General features: G+C 57.8%; 19 protein-coding genes. 2 read left to right on the top strand and 17 right to left on the bottom strand.

Annotation, left to right across the window (positions count from 1 at the left end):
- Window positions 1-101: 101 nt before the first annotated feature.
- The 17 genes from JBO08_RS04640 to mtnA form a co-directional block, all read right to left on the bottom strand.
- Window positions 102-1247 carry a DegT/DnrJ/EryC1/StrS aminotransferase family protein gene (locus JBO08_RS04640; protein ID WP_220074483.1) on the bottom strand — a complete coding sequence of 382 codons (1146 nt, stop codon included), beginning with the start codon at window positions 1245-1247 and terminating at the stop codon, window positions 102-104.
- Window positions 1248-1252: 5 nt separating this feature from the next.
- A complete protein-coding gene (locus tag JBO08_RS04635; protein ID WP_220074484.1) occupies window positions 1253-2227 on the bottom strand; it encodes an SDR family NAD(P)-dependent oxidoreductase in 975 nt (324 codons plus the stop codon).
- Window positions 2228-2241: 14 nt separating this feature from the next.
- Window positions 2242-3333, bottom strand: coding sequence for a DegT/DnrJ/EryC1/StrS aminotransferase family protein (locus JBO08_RS04630; protein WP_220074485.1), 1092 nt, complete (start codon window positions 3331-3333; stop codon window positions 2242-2244).
- Window positions 3330-3914 carry an acyltransferase gene (gene wbpD, locus JBO08_RS04625; RefSeq protein WP_220074486.1) on the bottom strand — a complete coding sequence of 195 codons (585 nt, stop codon included), beginning with the start codon at window positions 3912-3914 and terminating at the stop codon, window positions 3330-3332. The genes JBO08_RS04630 and wbpD overlap by 4 nt, the downstream gene beginning before the upstream one ends.
- Window positions 3915-3921: 7 nt before the next feature.
- The gene (gene wbpB / locus JBO08_RS04620) at window positions 3922-4872 is read right to left on the bottom strand and encodes a Gfo/Idh/MocA family protein (RefSeq protein ID WP_220074487.1); all 951 of its coding nucleotides are present in this window, start codon (window positions 4870-4872) and stop codon (window positions 3922-3924) included.
- A gap of 17 nt (window positions 4873-4889) precedes the next feature.
- Window positions 4890-6203, bottom strand: coding sequence for a nucleotide sugar dehydrogenase (wbpA, locus tag JBO08_RS04615; RefSeq protein ID WP_220074488.1), 1314 nt, complete (start codon window positions 6201-6203; stop codon window positions 4890-4892).
- Window positions 6204-7096: 893 nt separating this feature from the next.
- A complete protein-coding gene (locus JBO08_RS04610; RefSeq protein ID WP_220074489.1) occupies window positions 7097-7336 on the bottom strand; it encodes a lipopolysaccharide assembly protein LapA domain-containing protein in 240 nt (79 codons plus the stop codon).
- A gap of 19 nt (window positions 7337-7355) precedes the next feature.
- Window positions 7356-7658, bottom strand: coding sequence for an integration host factor subunit beta (gene ihfB, locus JBO08_RS04605; RefSeq protein ID WP_220074490.1), 303 nt, complete (start codon window positions 7656-7658; stop codon window positions 7356-7358).
- A gap of 132 nt (window positions 7659-7790) precedes the next feature.
- Window positions 7791-8075: a hypothetical protein gene (locus JBO08_RS04600; protein WP_220074491.1), complete on the bottom strand. Its 285-nt coding sequence runs from the start codon at window positions 8073-8075 to the stop codon at window positions 7791-7793.
- Between the two features lie 160 nt (window positions 8076-8235).
- Window positions 8236-9927 carry a 30S ribosomal protein S1 gene (rpsA, locus tag JBO08_RS04595; protein ID WP_065910428.1) on the bottom strand — a complete coding sequence of 564 codons (1692 nt, stop codon included), beginning with the start codon at window positions 9925-9927 and terminating at the stop codon, window positions 8236-8238.
- 119 nt (window positions 9928-10046) lie between these two features.
- Complete coding sequence (cmk, locus tag JBO08_RS04590) at window positions 10047-10736, bottom strand: (d)CMP kinase (RefSeq protein WP_012722932.1); 690 nt, start codon at window positions 10734-10736, stop codon at window positions 10047-10049.
- A complete protein-coding gene (locus JBO08_RS04585) occupies window positions 10733-12943 on the bottom strand; it encodes a bifunctional prephenate dehydrogenase/3-phosphoshikimate 1-carboxyvinyltransferase (RefSeq protein WP_258407079.1) in 2211 nt (736 codons plus the stop codon). The genes cmk and JBO08_RS04585 overlap by 4 nt, the downstream gene beginning before the upstream one ends.
- 28 nt (window positions 12944-12971) lie before the next feature.
- Complete coding sequence (hisC, locus tag JBO08_RS04580) at window positions 12972-14084, bottom strand: histidinol-phosphate transaminase (protein ID WP_220074493.1); 1113 nt, start codon at window positions 14082-14084, stop codon at window positions 12972-12974.
- Between the two features lie 9 nt (window positions 14085-14093).
- Window positions 14094-15188, bottom strand: a complete 1095-nt coding sequence (gene pheA, locus JBO08_RS04575; protein ID WP_017477317.1) for a prephenate dehydratase — start codon at window positions 15186-15188, stop codon at window positions 14094-14096.
- Complete coding sequence (serC, locus tag JBO08_RS04570; protein WP_065874929.1) at window positions 15188-16273, bottom strand: 3-phosphoserine/phosphohydroxythreonine transaminase; 1086 nt, start codon at window positions 16271-16273, stop codon at window positions 15188-15190. Before serC ends, pheA begins: the two co-directional genes overlap by 1 nt.
- Before the next feature lie 231 nt (window positions 16274-16504).
- Window positions 16505-19174 carry a DNA gyrase subunit A gene (gene gyrA, locus JBO08_RS04565; protein ID WP_220074494.1) on the bottom strand — a complete coding sequence of 890 codons (2670 nt, stop codon included), beginning with the start codon at window positions 19172-19174 and terminating at the stop codon, window positions 16505-16507.
- A gap of 424 nt (window positions 19175-19598) precedes the next feature.
- Window positions 19599-20669 (bottom strand): S-methyl-5-thioribose-1-phosphate isomerase, encoded by a 1071-nt coding sequence (gene mtnA, locus JBO08_RS04560; RefSeq protein ID WP_065945687.1) that lies wholly within the window; start codon window positions 20667-20669, stop codon window positions 19599-19601.
- A 108-nt stretch (window positions 20670-20777) separates the two neighbouring features.
- Here mtnA and JBO08_RS04555 point away from each other — a divergent pair, with 108 nt between their 5' ends.
- Both JBO08_RS04555 and ubiG read left to right on the top strand, forming a co-directional pair.
- Window positions 20778-22109 (top strand): TRZ/ATZ family hydrolase, encoded by a 1332-nt coding sequence (locus JBO08_RS04555; protein WP_065945688.1) that lies wholly within the window; start codon window positions 20778-20780, stop codon window positions 22107-22109.
- Between the two features lie 64 nt (window positions 22110-22173).
- On the top strand, window positions 22174-22872 hold the full coding sequence (gene ubiG / locus JBO08_RS04550; protein ID WP_017734479.1) for a bifunctional 2-polyprenyl-6-hydroxyphenol methylase/3-demethylubiquinol 3-O-methyltransferase UbiG: 699 nt from the start codon (window positions 22174-22176) through the stop codon (window positions 22870-22872).
- Window positions 22873-22874: the final 2 nt, after the last annotated feature.

The following is a 22874-nucleotide window of genomic DNA, read 5'->3' as shown; positions in this document are numbered from 1 at the left end:
TCCTGAAAAACGGGGAAAGATGATGAGCTGGAAACACCTCTTCCGACTCATCACCTGGATGTTCGCCTCTGGCAACAGCCAGAGAGATGTCCACTACAGGCTTAACCCAACTGGCGTATTGCCTCAACTACATATACGTAATCTTCACGCGACATGCGATTGTGTAATGGTATAGCCATACTGTGATCGTTGCAGTCGCGTGCACCCGGGAAGTCGTCCGGCTTGAGGCCGAAACGCTCGCGATAGTAAGCCAGCATATGCGCGGCATGGGTACCCGGACGGGTTGCGATGCCCTTTGCTTGAAGTATTTCCATCATGTCGTTACGCGGCATCGGAGCTTTGGCCGGATCGACATAGGTCACAAATGCTTGCCAGCCATGACGGCTCCCTTCGGGGGTAGAAGGCAGACGTAACCAGTCGATATCTGCCAATTGGTCGCAGTAGTACTCCGCCCAACGCGAGCGCTCGTCGATGAATCCATCGAGTTTACCCAGTTGAACGATCCCGACAGCGCCCTGCAGATCGGTCATTCGATAGTTGAAACCCAGCAGGTTGAACTCCGGCAACAAATACGGCCGAGGCCCATTGTGACGCTGCTCTTCGGAAAGCGTGGCACCGTGGTTGCGCAGCTGGTTCATACGCTCAGCCAACTCCGCGTTGGCCGTGGTGACCATGCCACCTTCGCCGGTCGTTACCGACTTGCGCGGATGGAAGGAGAACGCCGCGACATCGCCAAGGCTGCCCGCCGGGCGACCTTTCCAACTAGCCCCCGCTGCACAGGCGGCATCTTCAACGATGGCAACACTGGCTGGCAGTTGTGCACGCAGGGAGTCCATATCCAGGCAACGGCCAAACAGGTGCACAGCGATGACCGCGCGAGTTTTTTGCGTCAACTTAGAGGCGATCTGCTGAATATCGAGGTTGTATGTCTGAGGGTCGACATCCACGAAGACAGGGGTCGCGCCGCAATACAGGACCACGTTGGCAGTGGCAACCCATGTGAAGGCAGGCACTATCACCTCATCACCCGGGCCGATACCCAGACCAGCCAAGGCCAGGTGCAGACCAGTGGTGCAGGAAGTCACTGCCAGTGCATAGGGCACTTCGTGACGCTCAGCAAAGGCTTTCTCAAAGGCAGCGACCTTAGGACCTTGGGTCAGCCAGCCGCTCATCAGCGGCTCTCGAGTTGCCTGCCATTCTTCCTCACCGGTACAGGGAAGCGAGATAGCGATATTACGCATTTCCATTAAGCTCACTCCGCACCGTGCTCTGCACGCCAATCGATCAGTTTCTGCAAGCCTTCCTGCAACTCATACTTGTAGGTAAAACCAAGGTCTTCTGCTGCTTTTTTCGGGCAACCGATACGGTTTTGCACCATGCGACGCGCGTCGTCTGCGCTGTACGGACGATACTCGACAACTAGGTCAGACTTTTTCAAGTCCAAGATGCCATCGCACAATTGCTTGATGCTTGTTTGAACGCCAGTACCGACGTTGTAGAACTGGTCAGTGACTTCTGCCTCAAGGGCCAGGACGTTGCAACGTGCGACGTCTTCCACGTAGATGAAGTCATAAGCCTGCGTACCGTCACCGTTGATGACCGGGCCTTCGTTGGCGTCGATCTTGTTCAGCATGATCGGGATAACACCGGTATAGGCCGCAGTCTGGTCCTGGTGCGGGCCATACACGTTCATGTAGCGCAGGCCGACGTAGCTCAGGCCGAAACGATCATGGTAAGCGTGGCACATGGCCTCGCCAGCGATCTTGGTAGCACCATAGAAGTTACGGTTGTTGAACGGGTGATCTTCGGTCATCGGCACTTGCACCGCGTCACCATAGACGGAGGCGGAGGAAGAGTAGACCAAACGCTTGATGTTGTTCTGAACACAGGCTTCGAGTACGTTGAAAGTACCTTCGATGTTCACGTGGAACGCTGTACGCGGGAAGTCTTTGCAGTGTAGAAGCCACATGGCGGCGAGATGAATTACGCCATCCATGCCTTTCATTGCATCGTTCAGCAGGTCGATTTCGCGCACGTCGCCGCCATTCGCATAGAGGCTGCAGCGTGGATCCTTCAACTGTTCTGCGATATTGCTGACTTTGCCACGAGCAAAGTTATCGTAGATAACCACTTGCGCAGCACCGGCTTTCAACAGTTCCGAGACAACGAAACTACCAATGAAACCAGCACCACCAATAACCAGAACTTTAGAACCTTGGACTTTCATGCAACATACTCCATTCAAACGTGGATGGCGGCCGATAGTGATTCACAGATGAATTGCTGGTCAGCCAGACCGAGATAGGGGTGCATTGGTAAACTCATTACCCGCTTGGCAATGGCGTCACCGATAGGCAGATTTGCCTCATCATCCTTGACTGCCGGCTGGCGATTTAACGGAATCGGATAGTGAACTGCGGTAGGAACGCCTGCCTGCTTCAGATGGTCTTGGGCAGTGTCGCGTTCGTTCACCTGAACGGTGTACTGAGCCCATGCGCTGGTGTTGTGGGCTTCGACAAAAGGAGCCGCGATCCGTGTCTCACCAAGAAGCTTCGCGTAGCGGCCTGCTACTTGCAAACGCAGCTGGAGTTCATCTTCGAAGATATCCAGCTTAGGTAGCAAAATCGCAGCCTGCAGCGTGTCAAGACGGCTGTTCACACCCACGCGAATATGGTGGTAACGACGATCCTGGCCGTGACGAGCTATCTGGCGTAGCAGCTTGGCAAGCTCGTCATCATTGGTGAAAATCGCACCACCATCACCGTAACAACCCAGCGGCTTGCTTGGGAAGAAACTGGCACACGCTATAGTGGTCAAGTTGCAGGAACGTTTGCCCTTATAGGTAGCACCAAAACTTTGCGCCGCATCCTCTATCACCGGGATGCCGTGCTTGGCTGCAACGGCGTTAATTGCGTCGAAGTCCGCGCACTGCCCGTATAGCGACACTGGAATGATTGCCTTGGTGCGAGGTGTGATCGCAGCTTCCAGCAGTGCCGGATCAAGGTTATATGTGAGTGGGTCAACATCAACGTAGACCGGTTTTGCACCCAATAGCGCTACGGTTTCTGCGGTCGCGATATAGGTAAATCCCGGGGTTATTACTTCGTCTCCCGGACCAATACCCAACGCCATCTGAGCAATCTGCAAAGCATCAGTGCCATTGGCGCAGGTGATGCAGTATTTGGCGCCAACAAATGCAGAAAGGCGCTCCTCCAACTCCGACACTTCTGGACCAAGAATGTACTGCCCATGCGCTAATACGCGCTGGATGCCAGCATCAATCTTGTCCTTGATTTTGGCTTGCTGGGTCTTGAGATCAATAAACTCGATCATTGCACGGCCTCCTTGACCAGCGCTTTACCGCTCAATACGTATCGAGCACCGCTGTGCTCGCAAATAGCAATTCCATCGCCTTCCAACGGTAAGTCCAACTGCTCGCCATACTCGCTCATCCAGCCGATCTGCCTTGCCGGCACGCCGACTACCAGAGCATACGCGGGGACCGACTTGTTGATCACCGCGCCAGCGCCGACGAACGCGTATGCTCCAATGGTGACACCGCAGACTATGGTGCAGTTGGCGCCTAAGGTGGCGCCTTTTCTAACCAAGGTGTCCCGGTACTCACTTTTGCGTTCGATAAGCGAACGTGGATTGTAGACATTGGTAAACACCATGCTTGGCCCGCAGAATACGCCTTCTTCCAGTGTGACATTGTCATACACCGACACGTTGTTCTGGATCTTGCAGTTGTCGCCGATAACTACCTTGTTGCCGACGAAAACGTTCTGCCCGAGAGATACGCCTTTGCCAATATGCGCGCCACTGCAGACATGCACGAAATGCCACACGCGCGAACCGTCACCGATCTGTGCGCCTTCATCGACTATTGCGGAAGGATGGACCTGATAGTTCATGCCAGCCTCAGCGACTCAAGGTTGTAAGGAAAGGATGACCCTCATTATTTTGTGGTGTAACGATGGCGGACGAGCGGATAGTGTTCACCGTTTCTACACAGTGACGCGCATCTTCGATACCGTAGCCACGACCTGCAAGGATCTCCTTGTAGCTGGTGGTGTGCAAGTCGGTAAAGCCTTCGGAAAATTCCATTTCATCACCGTCTACGGTGATGGAACGGTAGGTAGGTTTTTTGCCCTTGACTGATTCCGGCAGGTCATCTGCATCGATCGACAGGAACCAACGTACACGGGCCTTTTCATACTCCAGGTAGCCAGCAGCCTTGTAATCGTTGGCATAGTGCACGACGTTGCGCTGAAGCTTACCGAAGATGAAATGCAGCATGTCGTAGAAGTGCACGCCAATGTTGGTCGCGATCCCATAAGACTTGCGAGGGTCCCCCTTCCAACTTTCCATGTACCACTTGCCTCGCGACGTGATGTAGGTGAGTTCTACATCGTATTTGCCGTCACGACTCTCACGGGCGACCTTTTCCTTTAGATCAAGAATGGCCTGGTGATGGCGCAATTGCAGGATGTTGTAGACGCGCTTGCCCGTTTCACGTTCAACGAGAGACAGCTCATCCAAAATCGCCGGCGTAGGCACCAGCGGCTTCTCGCAAATCACGTCGCAGCCAAGGCGCAGGCCGGCTGCGATATGCGAATGATGCAGATAATTGGGCGAACAGACTGCTACGTAATCTAGAGCTTTGGCCGGATCGCGCTTGAGTTGCCAGGCGTGCTCGACGAAGCGCTCAAACTGAGTAAAGAACTCGCTTTGGGGAGAAAGGCTATCAATGATTCCCACGGAGTCATTGATGTCGTAGGCGGACACCAACTCGTTGCCGGTGTCTTTGATTGCGCGCATGTGCCGCGGGGCGATGTAGCCAGCGGCTCCGATGAGGGCGAAACGTTTCAAAAGCAACACTCCTGCAATCAGGCTTTGATGATATGAGCTTCAGGGGTGCGGTATTTGCCGCGACTGTCGACCAGCAACTGAGCGTGTTTACGAATCAACTCGTAGTCAAACTTATCGTGGTCAGTCGCCAGAACAATGGCATCAAAGCTGGCGATATTCTCAGCGGTCAGTGCTTCGCTAGATAGGTTGAAGTGATGCTCACGCATCTTGGGGAATACCGGCACGTGTGGGTCGCTATAAGCCACAACGCAACCTTTGGCTTCTAGCAGCTCCATGATCTCCACTGAAGGCGACTCACGCATATCGTCCACGTTTTTCTTGTAGGCAATACCCAGCACCAGCACCTTGCTGCCCTTCAGCGGTTTGCTGTTGTTGTTGAGGCCGTCCATCAGCTTGCTGACTACGTACTCGGGCATGGCTTGGTTGACTTCACCGGAGAGCTCAATGAAACGTGTATGCAAGCCGTACTCGCGAGCTTTCCAGGTCAAGTAGAACGGGTCGATGGGTATGCAGTGTCCACCAAGCCCTGGACCTGGATAATAAGGTGTAAAGCCAAACGGTTTGGTTGCAGCAGCGTCGACGACTTCGAAAATATCGATGCCCATCCGATCAGCCACTACTTTCATTTCGTTGACCAAGCCTATATTCACTGCTCGGTGAATATTTTCCAGCAACTTGGTCATTTCAGCTGCTTTGGTGGAGCTGACGGGCACGACCTGATCGATTGCCTGATCGTACAACGCGATACCGACCTCAAGGCAAGCGGGGGTATGCCCACCAATTACTTTTGGAATGGTGCGAGTTTCAAAATTTGGATTACCCGGATCTTCACGCTCAGGCGAATAGACGAGGAAAATGTTCTCACCGACCTGCAACCCGCCTTCCTGAACACGCGGAAGCAGTTCTTCTTCAGTCGTCCCTGGATACGTGGTGCTCTCCAGAGATACAACCTGTCCTGCACGCAAGTAAGGCTTAATAGCTTCCGTGGTATTAACCACGAAGCTCATGTCTGGTTCGCGGTACTTGTTCAAGGGCGTCGGAACACACAAAATCAGGGCGTCACATTCGCTTGCACGCTCAAAGTCAGCGGTTGCCTCAAAGCCGCTCTGGCGGGCTTCCCGGACTTTCTCTGCGGGAATATGTTCGATATAACTCTGACCAGCGTTCAGCCGGGAGACTTTAGCCTCATCTATATCAATACCTAATACACGAAATCCAATGGCGTTATAACGCAACATCAAGGGCAGACCGACGTATCCCAATCCAACGATGCCAATTAGGGCTTTTTTGCTTTTGAATTTGTCAACACTTGACTGCTTGATGCCTGACATCAGGTAAAACTCCATTAGCTAATTCTGGAACGATCAACACATCAACTATCCCGGGAATCACAACCCGATGCTGAGGTTCTCTCTTCATACGCGTCTGACGACTCCTAGACGCGCGTATCGTTATTTGTTCCTTACGCTGCGGCTCACTTCACACCGCGCCGAAAAAACGCTGCTGCTCTCTATACAAGATCCGGACAACGAGCCCGCCGCAGATGATGCCATTTCGGCTTAACAAGCCGTCGACAGCCTCATGGGATAAATCATGGGCAACGTGTCAAAGGCCACATTATGCCGTTATTCTGCCCGCGTGGCTGTAGCGTAATTGATGATTCCTCCACAGCACCGTAGATAAATGCCAGCAATCGTGGCACCTCAACACATGAATTCAGGTACCGGACGCACGTATTTGAACAGGGGGCCATCAATGCTCCCTGAAGATCGTCTCGAACCACCGCGAGCTAAAATTCGTGGCTTGCTTTCGCGAAACAGTCGTACCGAAACAATGCCGAAGTGCCAGGCAGGACCAATTAGCGACAGATCATTCCAAGACTTGAGCCAAAAAAAAGGGTGGCATTCTGCCATAAACGAAAGAGAGATCAAGCGAGACTATCAATTTAAGCGAGAGCAACGAACCGGTTCGGTAGGGGTAACGTGAAATATTTGAAGCCGCAATGGAAAAGCACCAACCCCAAATCGAATCATCATGGGAAAAAATAGGGGAATCTACGTATAAAAATCGCCTTAACCAGAAGCATTGCGCCACCAGGTGAGCTCACCAAATCAAATCATTAGCGTGACAGCGAGCCTTATGCAGAGCGCGCGGCTACTCCTCTTTGATATCACACTCGGCGACCGAATGTACAAATCAACGATGGACCAACCAGATTAATCAGTTATCTATTCAGCCTCGACCTTGCTACACGCCTCATCCCCGCCAACCAGCTGATGACTGGTCCAATGCAACAACCCACCAGCAAAGCCAAAACAATATAGACCGCCACAGAAGCCTGAGGCGTAGACCATGAAAGGAACACAAGGGCTACTGGCTGATCATTTTCGAGGGTAAATATGACAACGACCGCGACAACCAAAATGAGCAGCGCGACTGCGATCAATTGCTTAACTTTGCTCATCTACACCCCCAAACGAAGACTAAAGATTACCTTCATCTTCCTCATCCTCATTAACCCGATCCCGCAACTCCTTCCCCGGCTTGAAATGAGGCACAAACTTCCCATCCAGACTCACCGACTGCCCGGTCTTGGGATTCCGCCCTACCCGCGGCGCGCGATAGTGCAGTGAAAAACTCCCAAACCCACGGATCTCAATCCGATCACCCGTCGCCAGGCACTGGGACATTTGCTCAAGCATGGTCTTGATAGCCAGCTCCACATCCTTGGATGAGAGCAGCCCTTGATGGGTGACAATTCGTTCGATCAACTCCGACTTCGTCATATTTTTCCCTTCTTTTTCAAGCAGCTAGGAAAAGCGCTTCGAAGGTTTTAGCATGACTTGATGAATTTGAACAGCCCATACATAAACTTATCTGCTAGTTGAATAAACACCCGTAGCGAACATGCCACACCCTCAATTGCAGATCACCAACATCGTCCGCGTTACCGCGCCGGCGGGGTTCCAGCCGAATGGATAGTCGCCCTCTTCGTCCTTGGCGTCGCTGGACTTGGTGATGACCTTGTAGCCCTGCATCTTGCACTCTCTGGCCGCGCGCTTCTCGCACTTGCTCCAGTTGTTGCCCAGGCCCGAGCAATCGATCTCGATGCCGCTGACGCCTCGCTTGGCGTGGGTCTTGGCACTGGTAGCGGTACAGCCTGCAAGCATTACCACTGCGAATATTAAGATAAGCCTGTTCATTCAAATCCTTATTGAAGCCGCAACACGCGAACCACTTTTCCTATGACTATAGTCAGTTCTGACACTGAGCTGTGCATCTTGGTTCTCCGTGTTGATTCAACGAATTTCAGGCACAAAAAAGGGCGACCGAAGTCGCCCTTTTTCTATGGTCTGACAGAACTTAGTTCTGTTTTTCCATTTGTGCACGCAACAGGTCGCCCAGAGTGGTAGGACCAGCAGCGATGCTATCCGAAGGCTTGTCTTTCAAGCTTTGGATGGCTTCTTTCTCTTCAGCATCGTCTTTCGACTTGATGGAGAGCTGGATTACGCGGCTCTTGCGGTCAACGCTGATGATCTTGGCTTCTACTTCCTGGCCTTCTTTCAGAACGTTACGCGCGTCTTCAACGCGGTCACGGCTGATTTCGGAGGCTTTCAGAGTCGCTTCGATATCGTCGGCCAGAGTGATGATGGCGCCTTTAGCGTCAACTTCTTTCACGATGCCTTTAACGATTGCGCCTTTGTCGTTGTCCTGAACGAATTCAGAGAACGGGTCGCTTTCCAGTTGCTTGATGCCCAGGGAGATGCGCTCGCGCTCTGGGTCAACCGACAGGATAACGGTGTCCAGCTCGTCGCCCTTCTTGAAACGACGAACAGCTTCTTCGCCCACTTCGTTCCAGGAGATGTCGGACAGGTGAACCAGGCCGTCGATGCCGCCGTCCAGACCAATGAAGATACCGAAATCGGTGATCGACTTGATGGTGCCGGAGATTTTATCGCCCTTGTTGAACTGGCCAGAGAAATCTTCCCATGGGTTAGATTTGCACTGCTTGATGCCGAGGGAGATACGACGACGCTCTTCGTCGATGTCCAGAACCATAACTTCCACTTCGTCGCCGACTTGTACGACTTTCGAAGGGTGGATGTTCTTGTTGGTCCAGTCCATTTCGGAAACGTGTACCAGGCCTTCAACGCCTTCTTCCAGCTCAGCGAAGCAGCCGTAGTCAGTCAGGTTGGTAACACGCGCGGTGACGCGAGTGCTTTCTGGGTAACGGGCTTTGATAGCGACCCATGGATCTTCACCCAGTTGCTTCAGGCCCAGGGAAACACGGTTGCGTTCGCGATCGTATTTCAGAACCTTGACATCGATCTCGTCGCCAACGTTGACGATTTCGGAAGGATGCTTGATACGCTTCCAAGCCATGTCGGTAATGTGCAGCAAGCCATCGACGCCACCCAGATCGACGAATGCGCCGTAATCGGTGAGGTTCTTGACGATACCTTTGACTTGTTGGCCTTCCTGCAGGGATTCCAGCAGAGCTTCACGCTCGGCGGAGTTCTCTGCTTCCAGGACGCTGCGACGGGAAACGACAACGTTGTTGCGCTTCTGGTCGAGCTTGATGACCTTGAATTCGAGTTCTTTGCCTTCCAGGTGCGTGGTGTCGCGCACTGGACGAACGTCGACCAAAGAACCTGGCAGGAACGCACGGATGCCGTTAACGTCGACAGTGAAGCCGCCTTTAACCTTACCGTTGATAACGCCCTTGACCACTTCTTCAGCTGCGAAGGCTGCTTCGAGAACAATCCAGCATTCAGCGCGCTTGGCTTTTTCACGGGACAGCTTGGTTTCACCGAAACCGTCTTCAACCGAGTCCAGAGCAACGTGAACTTCGTCACCGACATTGATTGTCAGATCGCCAGCATCGTTGTAGAACTGTTCCAGCGGGATCAGAGCTTCAGACTTCAGACCAGCGTGAACGGTTACCCAGCGAGCTTGGTAATCGATATCAACGATAACACCGGTGATGATGGAGCCTGCCTGAAGGTTCAGGGTTTTTAGGCTTTCTTCAAAGAGTTCCGCAAAGCTTTCGCTCATTTTAATTCCTGTTGATAAGGGCGAAGAATACGCCCATCTCCACACCCCAGACGGTGTGGGTCAGTTTCAATTAAAAGAAGCACCACAGGACTATGACTGGTCCCCTGCGGCCTTCTTGGTCACCCGGCGATATCGCGAATGGCGATCTCGCTCATGATGCGTTCCAGCACCTGCTCGATGGACAACTCCGTGGAATCCAGCTGTATGGCATCAGCCGCCGGCTTTAGCGGGGCTACTGCGCGCTGGGTATCACGCTCATCGCGTGCACGGATCTCATCTAGCAGACTCGACAGACTAACACCATCGACTTTGCCCTTCAACTGCAAGTAACGGCGGCGAGCCCGCTCCTCGGCGCTGGCGGTCAGGAAAATCTTCAGCGGCGCCTCTGGGAACACCACGGTGCCCATGTCGCGGCCATCGGCCACCAGGCCAGGCGGCTCCTGAAACGCCCGCTGACGCTGCAGCAAAGCGTCACGCACGGCCGGCAGCGCGGCGACCTGGGACGCCCAGGAGCCGACTTGTTCGTTACGCAGATCATCGGTCACATCATCGCCTTCGAGGATGATGCGCTGGGGATGACCTTCCGTCGCGCCGACGAACTGCACATCCAAATGTGCGGCCAGCAGCTTCAGGGATTCTTCGTTGGTCAGGTCGACGCCGTGGTTGCGAGCGGCAAACGCCAGCAAGCGATACAGCGCGCCGGAATCCAGCAGGCACCAACCCAGGCGCTTGGCCAGGATGCCGGCGATCGTGCCTTTGCCCGAACCGCTTGGCCCGTCGATGGTAATCACCGGTGCTTTGATATTCACAATTGAGCCTCTTGGGCAACACGGATGCCGACTTGGGCACACAGTGTAAGAAAATTCGGAAAAGACGTAGCAACATTGGCGCAGTCACGGATACGGATCGGCGCCGCCGCCCGGAGGGAAGCCACACTGAACGCCATGGCAATCCGGTGATCGCCATGGGCATGCACTTCACCACCGCCCATCAGGCCACCGTCAATGATAATCCCATCGGGGGTCGGTTCACACTTCACCCCCAGCGCCAGCAGACCGTCGGCCATCACCTGGATACGGTCAGACTCCTTCACGCGCAGCTCCTCAGCCCCGCGCAACACCGTGCGCCCCTCGGCACAAGCTGCCGCGACGAACAGCACCGGAAACTCATCGATTGCCAACGGCACCAGCGCCTCGGGAATCTCGACCCCCTTCAGTGCCGCTGCGCGCACCCGCAAGTCCGCTACAGGTTCACCGCCGACTTCGCGCTGGTTTTCCAGCGTAATATCTGCGCCCATCAGCCGCAGGATGTCGATCACCCCGGTACGCGTCGGATTGACACCGACATGTTCCAGCAACAACTCGGAACCCTCGGCAATCGACGCAGCCACCAGGAAGAACGCAGAAGAAGAGATATCCCCCGGTACTTCTATATGGGTAGCCGTCAACGCATGGCCCGACTCCACCGAAGCCGTCGCGCCCTGCACCGCCACCGGATAACCAAAGCCGCGCAACATACGTTCGGTGTGGTCACGGGTCGGTGCCGGCTCGGTCACGGCGGTCTTGCCCTCGGCATACAAACCAGCCAATAACAGGCAGGATTTGACCTGGGCGCTGGCCATCGGCATGTCATACGCCACGCCTTTCAACGACTGGCCACCACGAATGGTCAGCGGCGGACGCCCTTCCGGCCCGGTCTCGATCACCGCGCGCATTTCCCGCAGCGGCTTGGCCACGCGATTCATCGGGCGCTTGGACAGGGACGCGTCACCCGTCAGCACGCTGTCAAAGCTCTGCGCTGCCAGCAAGCCAGACAGCAGGCGCATGGAGGTGCCAGAGTTACCGAGGTAAATCGGCCCCGGCGCCGGTTTCAAGCCATGTAGACCCACGCCATGAATGGTCACACGCCCATGGTGCGGGCCTTCAATCACCACGCCCATGTCGCGAAACGCCTGCAAGGTCGCCAAGGCATCTTCGCCCTCGAGGAAACCCTCGACCTCAGTCACACCCTCAGCCAGCGAACCAAGCATGATCGACCGATGGGAGATCGACTTGTCGCCCGGCACCCGCATGCGCCCGCTCAAGCGGCCACCCGGATTGGCGAGAAAGGTCAGTTCATCAGCGCTCACAGCGGTTTCCATATAGGCCCGGCGCGCCAGGATCTTGCTGAAATGCTCACGCGCCACCCGTGCACGGGTGAACACGCCCAATAATTGATGGCCATCTCCCGCGTCGACCGCATCGCGCAAGGCGTCGAGGTCACTGCGGAAGGTGTCCAGGGTGCGCAACACCGCTTCGCGATTGGCAAGGAAGATGTCGTGCCACATCACCGGGTCGCTGCCGGCAATCCGCGTGAAATCACGGAAGCCACCGGCGGCGTAACGGAATATCTCGAGGTTCTCGTTGCGTTTGGCCAGCGAATCCACCAGGCCAAATGCCAACAAATGCGGCAAATGACTGGTCGCCGCCAGCACCTCGTCGTGACGCTCGACCTGCATGTGCTCGACATCCGCGCCCAGCTCACGCCACAGACGATCCACCACTGCCAGCGCAGCGGGGTCGGTCTGCTCCAGCGGTGTGAGGATGACTTTGTGACGACGGAACAGCTGCGCATTCGACGCCTCTACCCCGCTCTGCTCGGAACCGGCAATCGGATGGCCCGGCACGAACCGCGCCGGCATGCCGCCAAACGCCTGTTGCGCCGCACGCACCACATTGCCCTTGGCACTGCCGACGTCCGTCAGGATCGCCTGGCCGAGGTCCATACCGGCCAACACGCCGAGCAATTTCTCCATGGCCAGGATTGGCACCGCGAGCTGGATCACGTCAGCGCCACGGCACGCGAGCGCCAGGTCCGCTTCACAGCGATCCACCACCCCCAACTCAACCGCCAACTTACGCGATTGCGGGTCCAGGTCCACGCCAACCACTTCGCCACATAGCCCGCTTTCACGCAGGCCTTTGGCGAAGGAGCCGCCGATCAAGCCCAGACCGACCACCACTAGGCGACCGATCATAGGCACAGCAGGTTGCAATGCAGTGACATCAACCACGAGCCAGGACCTTGGCCAGCGCTTCCAGGAAGCGGCTGTTTTCAGCTGGCAAACCGATGGTGATGCGCAGGTGGTTCGGCATGCCGTAGTTGGCCACCGGACGCACGATCACGCCTTCGCGCAGCAGCCCCTGGAACACCGGGGCGGCCACTTGGCCGAGGTCGACGCAGATGAAGTTGCCCTTGGACGGAATCCAGCCCAGGCCCATCTCACGGAAGCCTTCCTGCAATTGCAGCATGCCGCTTTCGTTGACGCGACGGCTCTCTTCCAGGTACTCGGCATCCTTCACCGCCGCACAGGCCGCCGCCAGCGCGAGGCTGTTGACGTTGAAGGGTTGGCGTACGCGGTTCAGCACATCGGCAACCACGGCAGTGGACAGACCGTAGCCGACCCGCAACGACGCCAGGCCATAGGCCTTGGAGAAGGTGCGCGAGACCAGCAGGTTCGGGTAGGCCGCCAGGAAGTCCAGGCCGTCCGGCAGGTCGCTGCCCTCGGCATACTCGATGTACGCCTCGTCCAGCACCACCAGCACGTGTTCCGGTACGTCTTGCAGGAAGTCGTTCAGCGCCTGGGCGTCGAACCAGGTACCGGTCGGGTTGTTCGGGTTGGCGATGAACACCACACGGGTCTGCGCGTCGATGGCCGCCAGCATGGCCGGCAGATCGTGGCCCCAGTCCTTCGCAGGAATGATGCGTGCATCCGCACCGACAGCCTGGGTGACAATTGGATACACCGCGAACGCGTGCTCGCTGAACACCGCATTCAGGCCCGGCGCCAGGTAGGCACGGCCGACCAGCTCGAGAATGTCGTTGGAACCGTTGCCCAACGTCACCTGGTTCAGCTCGACGCGGCACTTCTGCGCCAGCAGCGACTTTAGAGCAAAGCCATTGCCGTCGGGATAGCGCGTCAGCTCCGCCAGCTCCTCACGAATCGCGGCGAGCACTTTAGGGCTCGGGCCCAGCGGATTCTCGTTACTCGCCAACTTGACGATCTTGGAAGGATCCAGATTCAACTCACGCGCCAACTCGTCCACAGGCTTACCCGGAACGTAAGGCGACAGTTGTTGCACGCCCGGCTGAGCCAGGGCAAGAAAGTTGCCACTCATGTTAACGCCTCACAAAACCGCTTTCGGGTAAGAGCCCAGCACCTTGAGTGCCACGGCTTCCTGACTGATTTTCTCGAGCACACCCTTGACCAGTGGGTCGCGGTGATGACCGACGAAGTCGATAAAGAACACGTAAGTCCATTTACCGCTGCGCGAAGGACGAGTCTCGATGCGCGTCAGGTCAATCCCGTTGTCGTGGAACGGCACCAGCAGCTCATGCAGCGCGCCGGGCTTGTTGCTCATGGAGACGATGATCGAGGTCTTGTCGTCGCCGGTCGGCGGCACTTCCTGGCTGCCGATCATCAGGAAACGCGTGGAGTTGTCCGGGCGGTCCTCGATTTTTTCGGCCAGGCGCGTCAGGCCATACAGGCCCGCTGCCATGTCACCAGCGATGGCCGCCGAGTTCCACTCACCCTTGACCCGCTTGGCGGCTTCGGCGTTGCTGGACACCGCCACGCGCTCGACATTCGGGTAATGCGCGTCCAGCCACTTGCGGCACTGCGCCAGGGACTGGGCGTGAGAATAGATGCGGCTGATACTGTCGGTCTTGGTGCTCTCGCCCACCAGCAGATGGTGGTGGATACGCAGCTCGACTTCGCCGCAGATCACCATGTCGTGCTCGAGGAAACTGTCCAGGGTGTGGTTGACCGCGCCTTCGGTGGAGTTTTCCACCGGGACCACGCCAAAGTTCACCGCACCGGCCGCCACTTCACGGAACACTTCGTCGATCGCCGCCATCGGCTTGCTGATCACTGCATGGCCGAAGTGCTTCATGGCCGCCGCTTGCGTGAAGGTGCCTTCCGGGCCGAGGTACGCCACTTTCAGCGGCTGCTCAAGCGCCAGGCACGACGACATGATTTCACGGAACAGCCGCGCCATCTCTTCGTTGCCCAGCGGGCCCTTGTTACGTTCCATCACGCGCTTGAGCACCTGGGCTTCACGCTCCGGCCGGTAGAACACCGGCACTTCGCCTTCTGCCAGGGACGCCATCTTCACCCGTGCCACTTCCTGGGCGCACCGCGCGCGCTCACTGATCAGCTCCAGGACTTTCTCGTCCAGGCTGTCAATGCGTACACGCAGGGCCTTGAGTTCTTGCTCAGACATTAGCCGTGTTCCTTTTCGAACTCTGCCATGTAGGCAACCAGCGCGTTGATGGCGTGGATGTCGACAGCGTTGTAGATGGAGGCGCGCATACCACCGACCGAACGGTGGCCCTTGAGGTTCAGCAGGCCGCGCGCGTCGGCACCGGCCAGGAACGGTTTGTCCAGACGGTCGTCCGCCAGGCGAAACGGCACGTTCATCCACGAGCGATCAGTGAGGTTGATCGGGTTGCTGTAGAGGCCGCTGGCGTCGATGAAGTCGTACAGGGTGCGCTTCTTCTCTTCGTTGCGCTTGCCCATGGCAGCCACACCGCCCTGCTCTTTCAGCCACTCGAAAACCAGGCCGGACAAGTACCAGGCGAACGCTGGCGGGGTGTTGTACATCGAGCCATTATCCGCCGCGACCTTGTAGTTGAGCATGGTCGGGCACAGCGAGCGGGCACGGCCGAGCAGGTCTTCGCGGATGATGTTGACCAGGATGCCGCTCGGGCCGATGTTCTTCTGCGCGCCGGCGTAGATCATGCCGTACTTGGACACATCGATCGGGCGCGAGAGGATGTCCGAAGACATGTCGCACACCAGCGGCACGTCGCCCACTTCCGGCACCCAGTCGAATTCCAGGCCGCCGATGGTTTCGTTCGCTACGTAGTGCACGTAGGCCGCGTCCTTCGACAGCTTCCACTCGTTCTGGCCGGGAATCGCGAAGTAGTCGTACGGCTTGGCGGTGCCCGCCACGTTGACGTGACCGTAGCGGGAGGCCTCTTCAATCGCCTTCTGGCCCCAGATACCGGTGTCGATATAGTCGGCCGTGCCGTCTTCCGGCAGCAGGTTCAGCGGGATCTGGGCGAACTGCTGGCTGGCGCCGCCTTGCAGGAACAGCACTTTGTAGTCGGAGGGGATGTCCAGCAAGTCGCGCAGGTCCTGCTCGGCCTTGGTGGCGATGGACACAAACTCATCGCTGCGATGGCTCATTTCCATCACGGAGAGGCCTTTTCCATGCCAGTCGAGGAGTTCACCCTGCGCACGCTGCAGGACTGCTTCAGGAAGCGCCGCGGGACCGGCACAGAAGTTATAGGCTCTCTTGCTCACATCCAATCTCACTCTGATCTGGTGGTAGTCACGCAAACATATCAGGCGACACCCGATCCAATGTGGGAGCGGGCTTGCTCGCGAAAGCGATCTAACAGCCGACATTTGTAGTGAATGTCAGTCCGCCTTCGCGAGCAAGCCCGCTCCCACAAGGAATCTGCTTGGGTATCAACATTTCCATCCGGACAAACAACAAGGGGGCGAATCTTCATCCGCCCCCTGTGTGTCCGCTTATTCCTGCGGTTCTTCTTCGTCTGCGGCTGCATCGAGGGTTGGCTCGTCGACGCTGTCATCGCCGGCTGCGATCACCTCGCCATCAAAGCCTTCACCTTCAAGCTCGTCGCCTTCCAGCTCTTCGCCTTCAACTTCCGACGGTTCCTGGACACGCTCCAGGCCGACCAGTTTCTCGTCCTTGGCCAGCTTGATCAGGGTCACGCCCTGGGTGTTACGGCCCAGGCTCGAGACTTCAGCCACACGGGTACGTACCAGGGTGCCCTGGTCGGAAATCAGCATGATTTCCTCGCCATCGAGCACCTGGACTGCGCCGACCAGACGGCCGTTGCGGTCGTTGCTGACCATGGCGATCACGCCTTGGCCGCCACGTTTGTACTCCGGGAACTCGCTGATAGCGGTACGCTTGCCATAACCACGCTCGGAAGCGGTGAGGATCTGGCTGCCTTCTTCCGGGATCAGCATCGAAATCAGCTTCTGCCCTTCCGGCAGGCGCATGCCGCGCACACCGCGGGCAGTACGGCCCATGGCGCGAACGTCGGATTCCTTGAAGCGCGTTACTTTACCGCCATCGGAGAACAGCATGACTTCGCGCTCGCCATCGGTGATGGCCGCGGAGATCAGTACGTCGCCTTCATCCAACTCCAGGGCGATCAGGCCCACGCTGCGTTGACGGCTGAAGGATTCCAGCGGGGTCTTCTTCACGGTGCCCTTGGCGGTCGCCATGAAGATGAAGTGACCTTCGGTGTATTCCTCGACCGGCAGCATGGTGGTGATGTATTCATCACTGTCCAGCGGCAGCAGGTTGACCAGTGGGCGACCACGGGCGGCGCGGGAGGCTTCCGGAATTTCGTAGGTTTTCAGCCAGTACACTTTGCCTTTGCTGGAGAACAGCAACAGCGTGGTATGGCTGTTGGCGACCAGCAGGTGAGCGATGTAGTCCTCATCCTTGACGCCGGTAGCCGACTTACCTTTACCACCACGACGCTGGGCCTGGTACGCAGCCAATGGCTGGGTCTTGGCGTAGCCACCGTGGGAGATGGTCACAACGCGCTCTTCTTCCGGGATCATGTCACCCAGGGTCAGGTCGAGGCGTGCATCGAGGATCTCGGTACGGCGCACGTCACCGTATTCGGCGCGGATCACTTCCAGCTCTTCGCGGATCACTTCCATCAGGCGCACAGCGCTGTTGAGGATGCGGATCAGCTCGCCGATCTGGTTGAGAATCTCCTGGTACTCGGCCAGCAGCTTCTCGTGCTCAAGACCGGTCAGGCGGTGCAGGCGCAGTTCGAGGATGGCCTGGGCCTGTTCCGGCGACAGGAAATACTTGCCGTCGCGCAGACCGTATTGCGGGTCCAGGGTCTCAGGGCGGCATGAATCGGCGCCGGCGCGCTCAACCATCGCCACTACGGCGCTGGATTCCCACGGCATCTTGATCAGTGCTTCTTTAGCTTCCGACGGGGTCGGCGAGGCTTTGATCAGGGCGATGACCGGGTCGATGTTCGACAGCGCAACAGCCTGGCCTTCCAGGATGTGGCCGCGCTCGCGGGCCTTGCGCAGTTCGAACACGGTACGGCGGGTAACGACTTCGCGGCGGTGACGAACAAAAGCTTCCAGCAGATCCTTGAGGTTCAGGATGCGCGGGCGGCCGTCGATCAGTGCAACCACGTTGATACCAAACACGCTTTGCAGCTGGGTCTGGGCGTAAAGGTTGTTGAGGATCACCTCAGGCACTTCGCCACGACGCAGCTCGATCACTACGCGCATACCGTCTTTGTCGGACTCGTCGCGCAGTTCGGTGATGCCTTCAAGCTTCTTCTCTTTGACCAGCTCGGCGATCTTCTCGATCAGACGCGCCTTGTTCAGCTGGTACGGGAGTTCGGTGATGACGATCTGCTGGCGACCACCGACTTTGTCGATGTCTTCGATCATTGAGCGGGCGCGCATGTAAATGCGGCCGCGACCGGTGCGGTAGGCTTCGATGATGCCGGCGCGACCGTTGATGATCGCGGCGGTCGGGAAGTCCGGGCCGGGGATGTATTGCATCAGCTCATCGACGGTCAGCTCAGGGTTGTCGATAAGCGCCAGGCAACCGTCGATGACTTCACCGAGGTTGTGCGGCGGGATGTTGGTGGCCATGCCCACGGCAATACCGCTGGAGCCGTTGACCAGCAGGTTGGGAATACGGGTTGGCATGACCGCCGGGATCATTTCGGTGCCGTCGTAGTTCGGCACCCAGTCCACGGTTTCTTTGTGCAGGTCAGCCAGCAGCTCGTGCGCCAGCTTGGTCATGCGCACTTCGGTGTATCGCATGGCCGCGGCGTTGTCGCCGTCGACCGAACCGAAGTTACCCTGGCCGTCTACCAGCAGGTAGCGCAGGGAAAACGGCTGGGCCATCCGAACGATGGTGTCGTACACCGCAGTGTCGCCGTGAGGGTGATACTTACCGATCACGTCACCGACAACACGGGCAGATTTCTTGTACGGCTTGTTCCAGTCGTTACCCAGCTCGCTCATCGCGAACAGCACACGCCGGTGCACGGGCTTCAAGCCATCGCGCGCATCAGGCAGTGCCCGACCGACAATTACGCTCATCGCGTAGTCGAGGTAGGACTGTTTCAGCTCGTCTTCGATATTGACCGGGAGGATTTCTTTGGCCAGTTCGCCCATGAGAAGCCTGATTCCTTTTTCGGGTGAAACCTCGTCACATCCATATGGGACGAACGAAGCTCGCCGCTGCCGGCAGAGTGCCTGACAACGACTTACGACAAATCAACGAGTTATGACACGGATCTGCACGTTATAGGCTACCCCTTGGGGCAGCCCTGGAAACCGCCGGATGTTATCACAATCGCCGCCACGCACCTATCCCCCTGATGCGCATGGAGCATAGTAAGTTGACGGATGACAGGCTTGAGAGGGACGAGAGGGGCTCAGAAGTGGGGTGGTGCTATTTTTTGAGGGTATATCCGAGCGTTTTATTGACTTACAGGCCCATTCGCGAGCAAGCCCGCTCCCACATTTTGAATGTGTTCACAAGTCAAATGTGGGAGCGGGCTTGCTCGCGAGGGCGATCGGGTAGGCGCCAAGGCTTCTAATGCAGGCGCTTACGGCACATCAACTTGGCCAATTTGGCTGTATCCGGCCGCTCGACTACGCCTTTCTCCGTGACGATCACATCGATCAAATCAGCCGGTGTGACATCGAATACCGGGTTCAACGCAGCAACCTCAAGGCGCTGCCCCATCACCTCCAGCAACTCCGCGGCATCGCGCTCTTCCAGCGCAACGTCATCGCCAGTGGCCATCATCATGTCCAGCGTCGAACTCGGTGCCACCACCATGAAACGCACACCGTGGTGCATCGCACACACGGCCAGCTGGTAGGTGCCGATCTTGCCGATCACATCACCATTGGCGGCAATGCAGTCGGCACCGACGATCACCCAGGTCACGCCTTTGGTCTTCAGGATATGCGCACCGGCCGAGTCGGCATTCACCGTCACCGGGATGCCCTCGCCCGCCAGCTCCCACGCGGTCAGCCGCGAACCTTGCAGCCAGGGCCGGGTTTCATTGGCGTAGACCTGTTCGACCATGCCCTCCAGGTAGGCCGCGCGAATCACGCCGAGCGCGGTACCTACACCGCCGGTCGCCAGGGCGCCAGCGTTGCCATGGGTGAGGATTGCCTGGGCATTGCCCTGGTGCTTGCGGATCAGTTCGACGCCCAGTTGGGCCATGGTCAGGTTGGCTTCGCGGTCGCTCTCATGGATCGCAATCGCTTCGGCTTCCAGCACCGCCAGCGGATCGGCGTGCTTCTTGACGCGGTCCAGACGGTCGCGCATGCGCTTCAGTGCCCAGAACAGATTCGACGCGGTCGGTCGGGTATCGGCTAACAATGCGTAGTCTTCTTCCCAGGCTGCCTGCCAGTCACCGCCTTCGGCGATCCGATCGCGGGCCGCCAGCACCAAGCCATACGCGGCACTGATACCAATGGCCGGCGCACCACGTACCACCATCGAACGAATGGCTGCAGCCACCTCATCGACCGTAACGCAGGCCACCCAGCTTTCCCGGGACGGCAAGGCACGCTGGTCGAGCAGGTACAGCGCGCCATCACGCCAATCGATGGCCTTCACTTTCTCCGCTGCCAACAGTCGATCGCGCATCCCTTACTCCGCACTCATAAACAAAGCCGCCGATTATAGCGATCCGCCAGCCAGGACGCTCGGGTATACTTCGCCCTTCTTTTATAGCTGCCTGGGAAGAAGCCTGCGATGACCGCCACTGCCGCCCCGCTCGACTTGTTGTTGCTGCCAACCTGGCTGGTACCTGTCGAACCTGCCGGCGTGGTGCTCAAGGAACATGGCCTGGGCATCCGCGATGGGCGCATTGCCTTTATCGGGCCACGGGCCGCGGCCTTGAAGCTTTCGGCCAACGAAGTGCGCGAACTGCCGGGCATGCTGCTCAGCCCCGGCCTGATCAATGCCCACGGGCACGCGGCGATGAGCCTGTTTCGCGGCTTGGCCGACGATTTGCCACTGATGACCTGGCTGGAAAAACACATCTGGCCCGCCGAAGCCAAGTGGGTCGATGAAGCCTTCGTACGTGATGGCACCGAGCTGGCCATCGCAGAACAGCTCAAAGGTGGCATCACCTGCTTTTCCGACATGTACTTCTACCCCAAGGTCGCCAGTGACTGCGTGCACAACAGCGGCATGCGCGCGCAGATCGCGATCCCGATCCTCGACTTCCCGATCCCCGGCGCCAGCACCGCCGATGAAGCGATCCGCCAGGGTGTCGAGCTGTTCGGCGACCTCAAGCACCACCCGCGCATCAAAATCACCTTCGGCCCGCACGCGCCCTACACGGTGTGCGACGACAACCTGGAAAAAATCCGGGTAATCGCCGAGGAGCTGGATGCCGCGATCCATATGCATGTTCACGAAACCGCCTTTGAAGTGCAGCAAGCGGTCGAGCAGACCGGCGAGCGCCCACTGGCACGCCTGGGTCGACTCGGCCTGCTGGGCCCGCGCTTCCAGGCCGTTCATATGACCCAAATCAGCGAGGACGACTTGGCTTTGCTGGTAGAAAGCAACACCAGCATCATCCATTGCCCGGAGTCGAACCTGAAACTGGCCAGCGGCTTTTGCCCGGTGGAGCGGTTGTGGCAGGCTGGCGTCAATGTGGCCATCGGCACCGATGGCGCCGCCAGCAACAATGACCTCGACCTGCTGGGCGAAACCCGCACCGCCGCGATGCTGGCCAAGGCCGTCGCCGGTTCAGCTACCGCGCTGGATGCCCACCGCGCCCTGCGCATGGCGACGCTCAATGGCGCGCGGGCCATGGGCCTGGAAAACGAGATTGGCTCACTGGAAGTGGGCAAAGCGGCGGATATGGTCGCCTTCGATCTGTCGGGGCTGGCGCAACAACCGATCTACGATCCTGTCTCACAGCTTATATATGCCACCGGACGCGATTGTGTGAAACACCTTTGGGTCGCCGGCAAGCAGTTGCTCGACGACCGGCAATTGACCCGCATGGATGAACAACAGTTGACCGCCACGGCCATTGCCTGGGGCCAACGCATCAGCGGGCACAGCGAATAACGCCGGTTTTGAACCCTGACGTTCAGAAACGGCCAACCGTTTTATCAGATTTAGAGGATTCACCATGAGCAACGTCGACCACGCCGAAATCGCCAAATTCGAAGCCCTGGCTCACCGCTGGTGGGACCGCGAGAGCGAGTTCAAGCCCCTGCACGACATCAACCCGCTGCGCGTCAACTGGATTGACGAGCGCGTCAACCTGGCCGGCAAGAAGGTTCTGGATGTCGGTTGCGGCGGCGGCATCCTCAGCGAAGCCATGGCGCAGCGCGGCGCGACCGTGATGGGCATCGACATGGGCGAAGCGCCATTGGCCGTCGCCCAACTGCACCAGTTGGAATCCGGCGTTAACGTCGAATACCGCCAGATCACCGCCGAAGACCTGGCCGAAGAAATGCCCGAGCAGTTCGATGTGGTCACCTGCCTCGAGATGCTCGAGCACGTGCCGGACCCGTCCTCGGTGATCCGCGCCTGCTTCCGTATGGTCAAGCCGGGCGGCCAGGTGTTTTTCTCCACCATCAACCGCAACCCCAAGGCCTACCTGTTCGCGATCATCGGCGCGGAATACATCATGAAGCTGCTGCCGCGCGGCACCCATGACTTCAAGAAATTCATCCGCCCGTCCGAGCTGGGCGCCTGGAGCCGCCAGGCCGGGCTGACCGTCAAGGACATCATTGGCCTGACCTACAACCCGCTGACCAAGCACTACAAGCTGGCCAGCGACGTGGACGTCAACTACATGATCCAGACCCTGCGCGAGGAGTAAGC

Source organism: Pseudomonas sp. LAP_36 (genome assembly GCF_019456785.1).
Classification (GTDB): Bacteria; Pseudomonadota; Gammaproteobacteria; order Pseudomonadales; family Pseudomonadaceae; genus Aquipseudomonas; species Aquipseudomonas tritici.
The sequence above is the reverse complement of the archived record's forward strand: the minus strand, read 5'-3'. Positions and strand labels throughout refer to the sequence as shown.

Bases quoted from the DNA above. Each gene is read 5' to 3' on its own strand.
- JBO08_RS04630 (WP_220074485.1), bottom strand. From the start codon at position 3,333: ATGATCGAGTTTATTGATCTCAAGACCCAGCAAGCCAAAATCAAGGAC.
- JBO08_RS04555 (WP_065945688.1), top strand. From the start codon at position 20,778: ATGACCGCCACTGCCGCCCCGCTCGACTTGTTGTTGCTGCCAACCTGG.
- JBO08_RS04610 (WP_220074489.1), bottom strand. From the start codon at position 7,336: ATGAGCAAAGTTAAGCAATTGATCGCAGTCGCGCTGCTCATTTTGGTT.
- mtnA (WP_065945687.1), bottom strand. From the start codon at position 20,669: ATGCGCGATCGACTGTTGGCAGCGGAGAAAGTGAAGGCCATCGATTGG.
- JBO08_RS04600 (WP_220074491.1), bottom strand. From the start codon at position 8,075: ATGAACAGGCTTATCTTAATATTCGCAGTGGTAATGCTTGCAGGCTGT.
- pheA (WP_017477317.1), bottom strand. From the start codon at position 15,188: ATGTCTGAGCAAGAACTCAAGGCCCTGCGTGTACGCATTGACAGCCTG.
- JBO08_RS04640 (WP_220074483.1), bottom strand. From the start codon at position 1,247: ATGGAAATGCGTAATATCGCTATCTCGCTTCCCTGTACCGGTGAGGAA.
- JBO08_RS04585 (WP_258407079.1), bottom strand. From the start codon at position 12,943: ATGATCGGTCGCCTAGTGGTGGTCGGTCTGGGCTTGATCGGCGGCTCC.
- ubiG (WP_017734479.1), top strand. From the start codon at position 22,174: ATGAGCAACGTCGACCACGCCGAAATCGCCAAATTCGAAGCCCTGGCT.
- JBO08_RS04635 (WP_220074484.1), bottom strand. From the start codon at position 2,227: ATGAAAGTCCAAGGTTCTAAAGTTCTGGTTATTGGTGGTGCTGGTTTC.
- ihfB (WP_220074490.1), bottom strand. From the start codon at position 7,658: ATGACGAAGTCGGAGTTGATCGAACGAATTGTCACCCATCAAGGGCTG.
- wbpA (WP_220074488.1), bottom strand. From the start codon at position 6,203: ATGTCAGGCATCAAGCAGTCAAGTGTTGACAAATTCAAAAGCAAAAAA.
- rpsA (WP_065910428.1), bottom strand. From the start codon at position 9,927: ATGAGCGAAAGCTTTGCGGAACTCTTTGAAGAAAGCCTAAAAACCCTG.
- wbpD (WP_220074486.1), bottom strand. From the start codon at position 3,914: ATGAACTATCAGGTCCATCCTTCCGCAATAGTCGATGAAGGCGCACAG.
- hisC (WP_220074493.1), bottom strand. From the start codon at position 14,084: ATGAGTGGCAACTTTCTTGCCCTGGCTCAGCCGGGCGTGCAACAACTG.
- gyrA (WP_220074494.1), bottom strand. From the start codon at position 19,174: ATGGGCGAACTGGCCAAAGAAATCCTCCCGGTCAATATCGAAGACGAG.